This window comes from Cystobacter fuscus (genome assembly GCF_044360685.1).
GTDB lineage: Bacteria > Myxococcota > Myxococcia > Myxococcales > Myxococcaceae > Cystobacter > Cystobacter fuscus_C.
The window spans coordinates 11,201,834-11,214,510 of sequence record NZ_CP043491.1 but is presented as its reverse complement, the minus strand read 5'-3'; the positions used below and the strand labels follow the sequence as shown (position 1 = coordinate 11,214,510).

14 protein-coding genes are annotated in these 12,677 nt (G+C 69.4%); 9 read left to right on the top strand and 5 right to left on the bottom strand.

Translation table 11 applies throughout. The features are described from left to right. Positions 1-20: 20 nt before the first annotated feature. Complete coding sequence (locus F0U63_RS45830) at positions 21-1,595, bottom strand: hypothetical protein (protein ID WP_395841285.1); 1,575 nt, start codon at positions 1,593-1,595, stop codon at positions 21-23. Between the two features lie 115 nt (positions 1,596-1,710). On the opposite strand from F0U63_RS45830, the gene F0U63_RS45825 reads away from it, so the two are divergent. Continuing rightward, positions 1,711-2,913 (top strand): glycosyltransferase family 39 protein, encoded by a 1,203-nt coding sequence (locus F0U63_RS45825; protein WP_395841283.1) that lies wholly within the window; start codon positions 1,711-1,713, stop codon positions 2,911-2,913. Positions 2,914-2,940: 27 nt separating this feature from the next. Here the strand turns inward: F0U63_RS45825 and F0U63_RS45820 are convergent, their stop codons facing one another. Then, positions 2,941-3,216 carry a hypothetical protein gene (locus F0U63_RS45820; protein ID WP_395841281.1) on the bottom strand — a complete coding sequence of 92 codons (276 nt, stop codon included), beginning with the start codon at positions 3,214-3,216 and terminating at the stop codon, positions 2,941-2,943. 153 nt (positions 3,217-3,369) lie between these two features. Here F0U63_RS45820 and F0U63_RS45815 point away from each other — a divergent pair, with 153 nt between their 5' ends. From F0U63_RS45815 to F0U63_RS45785, 7 genes are all read left to right on the top strand, one after another. Continuing rightward, entirely contained in the window at positions 3,370-3,972 is a 603-nt protein-coding gene (locus F0U63_RS45815; protein ID WP_395841279.1) for a Coq4 family protein, read from the top strand. A gap of 281 nt (positions 3,973-4,253) precedes the next feature. Beyond that, positions 4,254-4,922 (top strand): hypothetical protein, encoded by a 669-nt coding sequence (locus F0U63_RS45810; RefSeq protein ID WP_395841277.1) that lies wholly within the window; start codon positions 4,254-4,256, stop codon positions 4,920-4,922. A gap of 219 nt (positions 4,923-5,141) precedes the next feature. Further along, the gene (locus tag F0U63_RS45805; RefSeq protein ID WP_395841275.1) at positions 5,142-5,441 is read left to right on the top strand and encodes a PRC-barrel domain containing protein; all 300 of its coding nucleotides are present in this window, start codon (positions 5,142-5,144) and stop codon (positions 5,439-5,441) included. A 49-nt stretch (positions 5,442-5,490) separates the two neighbouring features. Continuing rightward, positions 5,491-6,315, top strand: coding sequence for a 2,3,4,5-tetrahydropyridine-2,6-dicarboxylate N-succinyltransferase (locus F0U63_RS45800; RefSeq protein WP_395841273.1), 825 nt, complete (start codon positions 5,491-5,493; stop codon positions 6,313-6,315). Between the two features lie 56 nt (positions 6,316-6,371). Further along, positions 6,372-7,514 carry a bestrophin family protein gene (locus F0U63_RS45795; RefSeq protein ID WP_395841271.1) on the top strand — a complete coding sequence of 381 codons (1,143 nt, stop codon included), beginning with the start codon at positions 6,372-6,374 and terminating at the stop codon, positions 7,512-7,514. A gap of 25 nt (positions 7,515-7,539) precedes the next feature. After that, positions 7,540-8,616 (top strand): succinyl-diaminopimelate desuccinylase, encoded by a 1,077-nt coding sequence (dapE, locus tag F0U63_RS45790; RefSeq protein ID WP_395841269.1) that lies wholly within the window; start codon positions 7,540-7,542, stop codon positions 8,614-8,616. A 29-nt stretch (positions 8,617-8,645) separates the two neighbouring features. Next, positions 8,646-8,924, top strand: a complete 279-nt coding sequence (locus tag F0U63_RS45785; RefSeq protein WP_395841267.1) for a hypothetical protein — start codon at positions 8,646-8,648, stop codon at positions 8,922-8,924. A 19-nt stretch (positions 8,925-8,943) separates the two neighbouring features. Here the strand turns inward: F0U63_RS45785 and F0U63_RS45780 are convergent, their stop codons facing one another. Beyond that, entirely contained in the window at positions 8,944-9,996 is a 1,053-nt protein-coding gene (locus F0U63_RS45780; protein ID WP_395841265.1) for an NAD(P)-dependent alcohol dehydrogenase, read from the bottom strand. Positions 9,997-10,112: 116 nt separating this feature from the next. Here F0U63_RS45780 and F0U63_RS45775 point away from each other — a divergent pair, with 116 nt between their 5' ends. Further along, positions 10,113-11,075, top strand: a complete 963-nt coding sequence (locus F0U63_RS45775; protein WP_395841263.1) for a LysR family transcriptional regulator — start codon at positions 10,113-10,115, stop codon at positions 11,073-11,075. Positions 11,076-11,120: 45 nt separating this feature from the next. On the opposite strand, the gene F0U63_RS45770 is transcribed toward F0U63_RS45775, so the two are convergent. Beyond that, positions 11,121-12,356 carry a hypothetical protein gene (locus tag F0U63_RS45770; RefSeq protein WP_395841261.1) on the bottom strand — a complete coding sequence of 412 codons (1,236 nt, stop codon included), beginning with the start codon at positions 12,354-12,356 and terminating at the stop codon, positions 11,121-11,123. Next, positions 12,356-12,667, bottom strand: a complete 312-nt coding sequence (locus tag F0U63_RS45765; RefSeq protein WP_395841259.1) for a 4a-hydroxytetrahydrobiopterin dehydratase — start codon at positions 12,665-12,667, stop codon at positions 12,356-12,358. Before F0U63_RS45765 ends, F0U63_RS45770 begins: the two co-directional genes overlap by 1 nt. Positions 12,668-12,677: the final 10 nt, after the last annotated feature.

The window sequence follows — 12,677 nt, the reverse complement described above, 5'->3', positions numbered from 1 at the left end:
GATGGATACGCAACGGAGGCTCAGCGTCCCTGCCCGGGCTCCGGAGCGGTGCGCTGGCGGTTGAGCTCCCAGATGGCGAGCCAGCGCTCCTGGGAGAAGAGGGGGCCGCGCACCACGAGGTTCAGCTTGTCGAAGTACTCGGCGAGGGCGGGATCCGTCATGACGTTGCGCCCGGTTCTCAACGTCTCCAGGTAGCCGTGGGGCACGTCGCGGTCGAAGTGGCCGATGCGCCAGTCGCGCCGCGGGCGCACCGTGCGCGCGAGCAACGGATCCGCCAGGGCGTAGATGTCCACGTAATGGAGGGCGGGCCCGGCGCAGAAGCCCCTCATGCCGATGCTGTAGGCCAGGAGCACCGCGCCCTCGGGGTGGCGGGCGTGGTCCCTGCGTCCCTCGTCGCAGAAGTAGTAGGCGGGCCACGGCCGTCCCGGGCGCCAGTTGCGGAGGCCGACGCCCTCCGCGTAGAAGGCGCGCTCGTCGGCGATGCCCGGGGGGTCCGTCGGGTGTGTGATGTTCCAGTGCAGGGGCGCCACGCCCGTCGCCTCGGCCACGGCGGCGCCTGGCGGACCGGGCACCTGTGCCAGCACCAGCACGGCGAGCGTCAGCCTTGCTCCACGGGTGGACAGGGTGGGCCGCGCGAGCAGCCCCAGCATCACCGACGCATAGAAGGGCGCGGTGAAGAAGCGGCCCGCCATGAAGTCTCCGCCCACCCGCACCACGTAGAGCAGGTACAGGGCGACGCCCACCGCACCCGCCACCAGCACCGGCCGGCGCGAGCGCACCGCCGCCCCCAGGCCCACCAGCAGCGTCACCGAGGCGAGCGGATCATAGCGGGTGGAGATGTCCAGGTAGCGCAGCCCCTGGAGCGCGATCTCTCCCGAGGGCACACCGGTGTTGAGCTTGGCGTAGGCCGTGTTGGGGAAGGGGAAGCCGTAATAGACGAGCGAGAAGAGCTCCCACGCGAGGAAGGGCACCTGTCCCAGCACCAGCAGCCCCGCGGTGCGCCAGCTCCGCGCGTGCCACGCCTCCCAGAGCAGCGCGGGCCCCACCACCAGCCCCAGGTCCATGCGGTTGGTGATCAGCAGGGACGCGAGCAGCGACAGCAGCCCCATCCGGTACGTGCCTCCGGCTTCCGGCCGCGCCAGCGCGAGCAGGAAGGCGCCCAGCAGCAGGTGCGACAGCGGGTTCTCGAGACCGGAGGTGGCGTAGTCCACGAAGGCCCGCGAGCCGGTGAGCGCCAGCACCGCGAGCAGCGCATGGGTGCGCGTGGGCGCCGCGCGCAGGCACAGGGCGAGCGCCCCCAAGGTCACCGTGACGGAGAGGGCCAGGGTGGTGAAGAACTCCTCGCGAGTGAGGGCGTAGACGGCCGTGACGAGCAGCGTCCACAGCGGGCAGGTGAAGGCTTGCACCCGCTCGGCGATGTTCCAGCGCGGACCGTACCCCCGCACCGTGTGGTCCACCGAGCGCAGCAGGATGTAGGCGTCGTCGCTGAGCCATGCGTGCCACAGCACCACGCCGAGGAACAGCGCGCAGGTGGCCAGGAGCAGGGAGCGCGGAGGGAGACGGGGCTCTGCCGTGGAGAGTGTGTCGGGGGTCATGGTGGGAGGGGGGCTGTCGCGGGCCTCCATAGCACAGGCGTGTCGCGCGCTCGCGAGCCATGCCGGAAGGCGATGGGGGAGCGGTGGCTGTGGTAAGTACCCGCGCCCTTCGCCCATGCTCCTCCCGTCTTCCTCGCGCAAAGTCCTCCTCGTCCTCCTGGCCCTGGTCGCGCTTGGCTTGAGCCTGCGTCTGCCGCACTACGGGGGGCCCAACCTCTACGGGCTCCAGGCCCAGGGCTGGTTGGAGGGGCGGTTGGATGTGCCGGGTCCGGTGGAGGACTTGAGCCTGTATGGGGGCCGCTACTACGTGGCCTTTCCGCCGTTCCCCTCCCTGGTGGTGTTGCCGGTGGTGGCGCTCACGGGGCATGAGCACGTGCCCTACCGGGCCGTGGCGCTGGTGCTCGCGGGCCTCGTGGCGTGGCTCGCCTGGCGGGTGTTGCGGCGGTTGGACATCCCCGAGGCGGATCGCCCCTGGTTGGTGGCGGCGCTGCTGGCGGGGACGGCCTTCTGGTTCTGCGTGGTGCAGAGCGAGGGCGTGTGGTTCCTCGCGCACGTGGTGGCGGTGACGTGCTCGCTGCTGGCCCTGGAGGAGGCGCTGGGACCGGCGCGGGGCGCTCGGGCGGGGTTGTGGGCGGGGCTGGCCTTCCTGTCGCGCCAGCTGTGCGTCTATTTGATTCCCTTCATCCTGTGGGTGGTCTGGTGGCGCCACGCGGAGGAGGGCCGCCGGCGACAGGTGCGCGAGGGGGCGCTGGCGCTCGTGCTGTTGGGCGTCTGTGGCGGCGTGTACCTGCTGCTCAATGCCTTGCGCTTCGGGGACCCCTTCAACACGGGCTACGCGGGGATGCCCCTGAGCGATTTCCTGGCCGCGCGCGTGGAGCGCTATGGCCTGTTCCATCCCGCGTACGTGCCCTTCAATTTCTTCCACATGTTCCTGGAGGGGCCCCACTTCAACTTTGGTGGGCCGCGGCTGCTGGCGCCCACGGGAATCGATGGCATGGGCACGTCGCTCACCCTGGCCAGCCCCTTCCTCTTCGTGGCGCTGGCGGCGAGGCCGGAGCGCCGCTTGCGGTGGGCGGCCTGGACCATGGTGGGCCTCAGCCTCATCCACATGCTGCACTACTACAACAACGGCTGGGTGCAGTTGAACGCGCAGCGCTTCAGTCTGGATTTCCTGCCGGTGCTGTGGGTGCTGATGGCGCTGGGCACCCGGCATGTGGAAGCGCGGTGGTGGAAGGCATTGGTGGCCTGGTCCATCGGGCTCAACGTGTTCGTCCTGGCGCTCTTGCCCGTGCTCGGCCGTGCCCTGCGCAAGTTGTGAGAGGCCTTCCCGCGCCGCGCTTGAGGCTCAGGACGCGGGGCGCTTGTAGCAGGCGAGCAGGTTGCCAATGGCTATGTTGGTGGAGGTCACGCCCACCAACTCCCATCCCTTCTGCCCCGCCCTGTTCGCGGATTCATTGACTTCTCTGTCGTTGACATTTCGCTCGCAGAAATACTCCCACTTCTGGATGGGAGGGGCGGATGCCGCGGGAGCAGGGGGCGGGGTGCCCTGCGCCAGTGCACGCGAGTCCATCGACATTCCCGCCGCGCATCCCACGATGAAGACAATCAAGAAGAGAAGCATGTTCCGGTTCATCTTGGTCTTCTACCATGCATTTTCATGGTCTCCCACTGGCTCCGCCCCTCTCCTGGCGGGTGAAGCCTGAATCTTCGACGGACTCCGAGTAGACTCCCGAGCCCAGGAGTCCGGCTCCAGCGGGGGGACGGAGGAGACACCATGAAGTGGAGCATGCTGTGGCGTGCGGTCCAGAGCGCGAGGGCGGGCCGGATCGGCGATGCGGCGGCCCTGAAAGGCGCGGCGACGGGTGGCAGGGCCTACCCTGAACTCCATGCGAAGCTGGAGCTGCTCGAGGAGCCCTTTCCGTCGATCGACCTCGAGGTGCTGCGACGGCTTCCCGAGGGAACCTTCGGGCGCGAGTATGTGCGCTTCATGGATGACCAGGGATTGAAGCCCTTCATCGTCTCGCGGGAAGTGGCGGAGGAACTGGCGAGGACCTCTCGCCTGGAAGTCCGCTATCCCCTGCTCCACGACGCCTTCCATGTGCTGCTCGGCTTCGACACCAGCCTCGTGGGAGAACTCGGCGTCTGGTCCTTCGTGTCCGCCCAGCACTACAGCCCCGATTACGATCGCGCGGCCCGGTGGGGCCGGCGGCTCTACCCCCTCGTGCGCCCGGGGCAGGGCGCCGCGTTGCGCGAGGCCTCCGCGCGCGGCGAGGCCCTGGCCCGGCGGGCCCGGTGCCTCATCGCCGAGCCCCTGGAACAACTCTTCACGCTTCCCTTGCCGGAGGCGCGCGACCGCCTGGGCATCGTGCTCGAATAGCGGGGGACTCCTCCAATCAGCGCATCAGCTGGCTACGCCTGCGATGCCGTTGACAGCTATTGAAAGAAACCGCGGAGCTTCACTTCACACTCGCTCCGGTCCTGGAATTGCTTGCCCTCGCCAGAGCCGATTTCCTCACACACCCGTAGTTCAGAGTGAGACAGGAGTTGTGCGACCTGGGTACGACTGTCACTCCGTGGATTTCCGATTAGAAGCCCAGACGCGCCATGTAGCGCTGGCGCTCAACGCTTCCAACGGGAAGCAGAACCCAGGAGCACGTCATGGTTGCAATGCGGATGCAGTGGATGGCCGGACTGGCCGCGCTGCTCGCGGTGGTGGCTATTGCCGCTCCTGGCCCGGTCATGGCGCAGCCCCCCAACGGCTCCATCGCCGCCGCTCGCGAACAACCCCTGGGGACCACCGTGACGGTGGTGGGCGTGGCGACGTCATTCACGGGAGCCTTCTTTCCCAATGACAATGGCTTCGCCATCCAGGAGGAGAAGGTCGGCATCTACATCCTCGACTCGCTCGACGCGAACATCGAGGTCGGCCAGGTGGTCCGTGTGACGGGCACGCTGACCAACTCCTTCGGGCAGGTGCTCAGCGTGGCACCGACGTCCATCGAGGTGCTGGGGGAGGCGCACGCACCCCCACCCCATCCCGTGAAGACTGGCGACGTGAGCGAGGAGACCGAGGGCCGCCTCGTCCGCATCCTGGGCACCATCGTCAGCGACATCGAGAATGACCTTCCCTTCGGATACAAGTTCGCGGTGGATGACGGTACCGGTCCCACCTTCGTGTTCGTCAATGCCGGCACGGGCATCGACGTGAGCGAGCTCGAGCAGGGGCAGCGCGTCGTCATCCAGGGCGTCAGCGGAGAGTTCCTCGGCGAGTACGAAGTGGACCCCGTGTTCCCGGAGGACATCCGCATCCTCCCTGCGCGGTGGTGAGGGGCGCACGGGGAGGGGCCATGGGACGGGGTGCATGGCGCCAGCCGGCCCGGGCGTCAATCCTCTGGAACCCTGTCGCTCGGAGGGGCCCCCGCTACCCGGGGAGGCAGGCCCCTCGCGTGCCTGCTTCCGGCCAGGGAATCGGCGCGGAGGGGGCTCCCCTCCAGACGGCCCAGACCTCACATTGTCAGTTCGAGGTTGGGTCCAGGAGGTGGAGCCATGAACGCGGATTGGTTGAATTCCCCCTTCGAGCGGCGCTCGATCCAGCACGCGATGAAGGTGTGGGACGAGGACGGGAAACTGCTGGGTCGCGTGAAGGCGATTGGCCAGACGGTGGTGTTCGTCCATCAACGCTCCACGAAGGAGCTGTGGGCGGTGCCGCTGTCGCACATCCGGGGAGTGTCGGGGCGGGGTGTGACCGTGTCGGGCAAGGCGCTGGAGCCCGCGGGAGACCGGTGGCGCACGGAGATCGTCACGGCCATCCACCCCCTGTCCGAGTCCTCGCACGCTCCGGCTTGAGGCAGGAGGATGATGCGTCCCCAGGCGTTTCGTGCTTGAAGAAGTGACCATGTCCTCCATCGAAGAGTTGTCCCAGAAGGTGTCCGCGGCATTCGCGGACCGGGCGAAGTTGAAGGAGTCCGGGTACGCCGAGGCGGTGCGCGAGACGTTGGCGCTGCTGGACTCGGGGGCCCTGCGGGTCGCGGAGAAGGGCGCCGGGGGCTGGAAGGTGAACGCCTGGGTGAAGGAGGCCATCCTCCTCTTCTTCGGCATCTCCGACATGAAGGTGATGGAGGTGGGGCCCTTCGAGTTCTTCGACAAGATTCCGTTGAAGAAGGGGCTGGAGGCGGCGGGTGTGCGGGTGGTGCCGCCCGGCGTGGTGCGCTACGGGGCGCACGTGGAGAAGGGCGCGGTGGTGATGCCCGGCTACGTGAACATCGGTGCGCGCGTGGGCGCGGGGACCATGGTGGACACCTGGGCCACGGTGGGCAGCTGCGCGCAGGTGGGCCGGGACGTGCACCTGTCCGGTGGCGTGGGACTCGGGGGCGTGCTCGAGCCGCCCACCGCCTCGCCCGTCATCATCGAGGACGGCGCCTTCATCGGCAGCCGCTGCATCGTCGTGGAGGGAGTGGTGGTGGAAGAGGAGGCGGTGCTCGGGGCCAACGTGGTGCTCACCTCCTCCACGCCCATCATCGACGTCTCCGGCCCCGAGGAGAAGGTCTACAAGGGCCGCGTGCCGGCACGCAGCGTGGTCATCCCCGGCATGAAGGAGAAGCAGTTCCCGGCGGGCCGCTACATGGTGCCCTGCGCGCTCATCATCGGGCAGCGCAAGGAGAGCACCGACAAGAAGACGAGCCTCAACTCGGCGCTGCGCGACTTCGCCGTTTCCGTCTAGGCGCCGCTGGTCGAGGGGTTCAGGGGGGTGGCGCGGCCACCCCGGGAAGGAATGCGATGATTGTTGGCAAGACGCCGTCCTGGCGCATCGTGCTCAAGTACACGGGCCGTCCGGTGGCGGTGCACGTGCTGGTGGCCACCGCGGTGGTCATCGCGTACAGCGAACTCGAGCTCACCTTCCTGGCGGTGCCGGCACTGCCCGTGACGGTGCTCGCCGCGACCGTCGGTATCCTGCTCACCTTCCGCAACAACTCCGCCTATGACCGGTGGTGGGAGGCGCGCACGCTGTGGGGCTCGCTGGTGAACACGTCGCGCACGTTCTCGCGTCAGGTGCTCACCTTCCTGCCCGGCTCCCTGTCCAACGAGTCCTCCACCGTCTCCAGCGTGCCGCGGGCCACGTCGCGCCTCTTGCGAACGGCGGTGGAGACGTCTCCCCATGGCGGCACGCTCGGGGTGAGCGATGGCGCCGTGCGCGACCGCTTCGGCACGGCGCGGGGCGCGTTCATCGCCCCCCACGTCCCCACGGACCCGGCCGCCCTCGGTGTGCTCCAGGCCCCACCGGATGGGCGCGCCGACATCCCGGTACTCTTCGAGTCCATCACCACGGACGCGCGCGAGCTGGTGTACGCGCAGATCGGCTTCGTGAACGCGCTGCGCTGCCACCTGCGGCGCCAGGATCCCTTCCCCTCCATTCAGCCCTTCTTCCACCCGTCCGTGGTGGAGGCGCTGCGCGAGGAGCAGAACGTGCCCACGGCCATCGTCGTGTGGATGTCGGCACGGCTGCGCCGCGTGCTCAGCGAGGTCCCAGGCGTCGAGTCCATGCTTCGCTTGACCATCCTCAACAACTCGCTCACCGAGCTGATGAACATCCTCGGGGCCTGCGAGCGCATCAAGAACACCCCCATCCCGCGCCAGTACGACGTGCTGCCCCACGCCATGGTGCGCGCCTACCTCGTCCTGCTCCCGCTCGGCGTGGTCGCCGATCTCGGAATCCTCACGCCCTTCGTCACCGCCATCATCGCCTTCCTCTTCATCGCCATGGATGCCGTGGGCCGCGACGTCGAGACCCCCTTCGAGAACAGCTACAGCGACATCCCCATGACGGCGCTCAGCCGCACCATCGAGATCAACCTGCGGCAGATGCTCGGCGAGACGGAGCTGCCTCCCCCCTTGCAGCCCGAGGACGGACTGCTCTACTGACGGCTCCTCGGGAGCCCCTTCTTCCATGACCGATCTCGCCACCCGTCTCGCGCAGTCCACCCTGGCCCTGTGCCGCATCCCCAGCCCCATTGGCGAGGAGCGGGCGCTCGCCGACCACGTGGAGCACTGGGCCCGCTCGCACCTGCCCGGCAACGAGGTGTTCCGCCTGGGCCACTCGCTGGTGCTGGGCCACCTCCAGGACGAGCGGCCCACGGTGGCGCTGGTGGGCCACCTGGACACCGTGCCCGCCCACCCGGAGGACCGGCCGGCGCGCATCGAGGGCGAGCGGGTGTACGGCCTGGGCGCCTCGGACATGAAGGGCGGGCTGGCGGTGATGATGGCGCTCGCCGAGGACCTGCCCCGCGAGCGGCTGCCGGTGAACCTGGTGTGGGTGCTCTACGAGCGCGAGGAGGGCCCCTACCTGGAGAGCGGACTGGGGCCGTTGTTCGACGCGCGGCCGGAGCTCAAGCGGGTGAAGTTTGGCATCGCCATGGAGCCCACGGACGGGGTGGTCCAGGTGGGGTGCGTGGGCACGATGCACGTGACGTTGCGCTTCAAGGGCCGCAGCGCGCACTCGGCGAGGCCCTGGCAGGGGGAGAACGCTATCCACAAGGCGGGGCCGCTGCTCGCGCACCTGCTCACCCGGCCCCGGCGCGAGGTGGTGCAGGACGGCTTCACCTTCCACGAGGTGATGAGCATCACCAAGGCGTCGGGCGGGCGCGCGCGCAACGTGGTGCCGGAGTCCTTCGAGCTCAACCTCAACTACCGCTTCGCGCCGGGCAAGCCGGTGGCCCGGGCGCAGGAGGACGTGCGGGAGCTGGTGGGCGACGCGGCGGAGCTGGAGTTCCTCGACCTGGCGCCGAGCGGCCGGGTGTGCGCGGACAACGTGCTCTTCCAGCGGTTGATGGCGCTCACGGGCCTGCCGGCGGAGTCGAAGCAGGCGTGGACGGACGTGGCGCGCTTCTCCGAGCTGGGCGTGGACGCGGTGAACTTCGGGCCGGGCGAGACGGCCCAGGCCCATCAGGCCAACGAGAGCGCCCCCATTCCCGCGCTGGCGCTGGCTTACGAGAAACTGGCGCTGTTCCTGAAGCAGGCGGGCTGAGATTTCCCCCGGCGGTTGTTGGGAGGCTGATGACTCCACATCCACTCTTCCAGGAATCCGCGTCCCTGCGGCGCACGGTGGTGATGATGGTGTTGATCGCCATCCTGCTCTTCAACTGGCAGCCGGATCCCCGGCTGCTCGGTGCTCCCGCGCTCCGGCGGGAGGAGGACCGGCCGCTGCCCGAGGACGCCGAGGGCGTCGAGACCCACGCGGCCCGGCCCCCGCGCTCCGCGCACCTGGAGGAGGCGGGCCGGCAGTTGCCCGGAGGCCGCCAGGCCGCGAGGCGCCGTCCAGGCCGCCGGGGTTGAGCCCTCGAGCGCGCTCGCGCTACGCGCGCTCGAGGCTCGCGATGTCGATGACGAAGCGGTAGCGCACGTCGCCCTTCATCATGCGCTCGTAGGCCTCGTTGATCTTCTGGATGGGGATGATCTCGATGTCCGACACGATGTTGTGCTTCGCGCAGTAGTCGAGCATCTCCTGCGTCTCGGCGATGCCGCCGATCATCGACCCGGCCAGGCGCTTGTTCCCGCCGATGAGCGAGAACGCATGCACGGGCACCGCCTCCGGCGGTACGCCGACCACCACCATGGTGCCCTGGGGGCGCAGCATGCCCAGGTACTGGTTGTAGTCATGCGGGGCGGAGATGGTGTCGATGATGAGGTCGAAGCGGCCCGACAGCTTCTTGAAGGTGTCCGCGTCCTTGGTGACCGCGAAGCCCTGGGCGCCCAGGCGGCGCGCGTCGGCCTCCTTGGAGTGGGACGTGCTGAGCACCGTCACCTCCGCGCCCATGGACGCGGCGAGCTTCACGGCCATGTGGCCCAGCCCGCCCAGGCCCACCACGCCCACGCGGTCGCCCTTCTTGCAGTTCCACTGGCGCAGCGGCGAGTACGTGGTGATGCCCGCGCACAGCAGCGGCGCGGCGGCGGCGGGGTCGAGCCCTTCGGGCACCTTCAGCGCGAAGTGCTCGGTGACGACGATGCGGGACGCGTAGCCGCCGTAGGTCGGCGTCTTCCGGTCCATGTACGTGCTGTTGTAGGTGCCGGCCATGCCCCGCTCGCAGAACTGCTCCAGGTCGCGGCGGCACGTCTGGCAGTCGCGGCACGAGTCCACCATGCAGCCGACGCCCGCCATGTCGCCCACCTTCAGCTTCGTGACGTGCTGGCCCACCTGCTTGACGCGGCCGATGATCTCGTGGCCCGGCACCATGGGGAAGATGGCGCCGCCCCACTCGTCGCGGGCCTGGTGGATGTCGGAGTGGCAGACCCCGCTGTAGAGGATGTCGATGAGCACGTCATGGGGGCCGACCTCTCTCTGCTCGAACGAGAAGGGCGCCAGCGGCTTTCCAGCGGCGGGGGCGGCATAGGCAGCAGTCTTCGGCATGGGGTTCTCCTTGGGAGGTTTCGTGGCCTGGGGTTCCACGTGTCCCCAGGTATGCGCTCCGGGAACGGCGGGCGACACTGGCAGGATCCATATGGGTCATTTAGAAATACTTCAAGATGACCTCCACCTCGCTCAATGCCCTGAATGCGTTCCTCGCCGTGGCCCGGAAGCGCGGTTTCACGGCGGCGGCCGCCGAGCTCGGCATCTCTCCGTCCGCGCTGAGCCAGTCCGTCCGCCAGCTCGAGGAACGGCTTGGCATCCCCCTGCTCACGCGGACCTCCCGGAGCGTGGCGCTGACGGAGGCGGGGCGGCGCCTGCTGGAGAACGCCGGGCCGGCGGTGGACCAGGCGCTGGAGGCGCTGAAGACGGCCGCGGTGCAGCCGGGGGAGGTGACGGGCCGGGTGCGGCTGACGGTTCCCACCATGGCGGTGTCCACCCTCATCGCGCCGCTGCTGCCACGCTTCCTCGCGCGCTACCCGAAGGTGGAGGTGGACGTCCGGGTGGAGGACCGTTTCGTGGACATCGTGGCCGAGGGGCTGGACGCGGGAATCCGCCTGACGGAGTCCATCGAGCGGGACATGGTGCAGGTCCGGCTATCGGACGTGTGCCGGTTCGTGGTGGTGGCCGCGCCCTCGTATCTGGAGCGCAGGGGCACGCCGGAGACGCCAGACGACCTGCTGTCCCATGACTGCATCTGCATCCGCTCCCCCACGACGTCAGGCATCTACCAGTGGGAGCTGGAGCGCGGGCAGCGGAGCTGGCGCGTGCCGGTGCGGGGGCCCGTCCTCACCTCGGACAGCCACCTGATGCTGCGGATGGCGGAGGCCGGGGTGGGACTCGCCTACGCGTTCGAGCCCATGGTGACGGAGGAACTGCGGCGAGGCACCCTGCGCGTGGTGCTGGAGCTCTACGCGGCGTTGGTGCCGGGCCTGTTCCTCTACTTCCCCAGCCGCGCGCAGGTATCGCCCGCGCTGCGGGCCTTCGTGGACGTGGCCCGCGAGGCGGCGCCCCGGAAGAAGAGGGAGGCCCCGGAAGGCGCACGGAGCCCCTCGAGCCCTCGCCCACCGCGAAAAGCATGATGCGAGTTGACCACCTTCTTCCGGGACAATCCGAGGCCACGGGTCCTAGCGCCAGAAGCCCACGGAGATGCCGAAGTCGGAATAGCGCCGGGACAGGTCGAAGGAGGCCGTCACCGCCCAGTCATCCAGGTAGCGGAAGAGGAACAGCTCGAAGCCGCCGGTGAGGTGCGGCCGGGCCGGGCGGCCCTCGAAGGGCGAGGGCTCGATGAACGCCCCCATCCGCAGGCGCAACCGTCCGAGGAACGGCTCGTACTCCACCCCCGCGCGTGGTTGCACCAGGGCCGAGCCGCCCACGCGCTCGGCGGGGGTGAGCGCCGTGAAGGAGTGCACCGACACCGCGTTCTCCACCGAGGAGAGGAGATCCGCCTGCACGCTGAAGAGCCACCGTCCCTCGACGGCCCGGCTGTCGAGCTCGGGGGGCACCTCGGCGAAGTAGTCGCCCTCCAGCATCTGCTGGCGCGCGGCGGGCGAGAGCCGGTTGTACAGCTCGGCCCCCTCGCCCATGCGCCAGCTCAAGCCCAGGGACACCGTGGAGGGGGACACCACGGCCGAGTAGAGCTGCCGGCCCGCGATGAAGGGGGCCTGCCCCTCCTGGGGCTTCCAGGGTCCCCGCAGCTCCGGCCGCACCGACAGGCCCAGCCGGTAGGGCCGTCCGAGGGGCCGGTAGAGCAGATCCAACGCGACGCCCGTGTTGCCGTAGAACCAGTCGCCCTCTCCCCGGTGGTTGAAGACGGCCTGCGCGCTGTAGATGCCGAAGCCGAGGATGAAATCGTCCCGGCCCAGCGCCACGGCGCCCGCCAGCGAGGCGTGGAGCTGCGACACGCGGATGAGATCATCCCGGTCGCACGCGGGCGTGTTGCAGTAGCCCACGCTGTAGTTGCGCAGCGAGAAGCCCACGCCCACGTTGTGGTACTGCAACATGACGGCGCCGAAGAGCTGCAACGTCTCCGGGGCGTCGTCGGGCGCGCCGTCGTTGTCCAGGTCCTTGCCGCGCGCCTCCGCCAGCGGCAGGTCCATCCAGGACAGGGTGACGCCCACGTCCCATTCCTTGTCCAGGCGGGGGGAGCGGTGCGCGAGCGCCGCCAGGTTGCTCGCGAAGCCCACCACGCCCTCGGCGATGCCCACGTAGGCGCCGCCCATCCCCACCTCTCGCGAGGAGCCCATGAGCACCCCCGAGTTGAGGTACAGCCGCTCGGGCCGGGTGCTCACGGGCACGTCGTCCTGGGCCCGCGCCCCCGGCGCCGCCAGCACCACCCCCGTGAGGAGCAGTCCCGCGCGCATCAGCTCGAGGACGCCACCTGGGCGAACAGGGTGTCCGCCTCGGCCGCCAGCTTCGTGTCGCGCCAGGTGAGCCCGCCCGCGTCGTGCGTCACCAGCGCCAGCGTCACCTTGCGCCACCGGATGTCGATGTCCGGGTGGTGGTCCGCCGCCTCGGCCGCCTTCGCCACCCGGTTCACGAACTCGATGCCCGCGAGGAAGCTCGGCGCCTCGTAGGTGCGCCGCAACATGCCCCCCTCCTGCTTCCACCCGGTGTGCTCGGCGAGGAAACGCTCGAGCTCCGCGGCGCTCAACTGCGTCTTGTCGTAGGCCATGGTGTGCTTG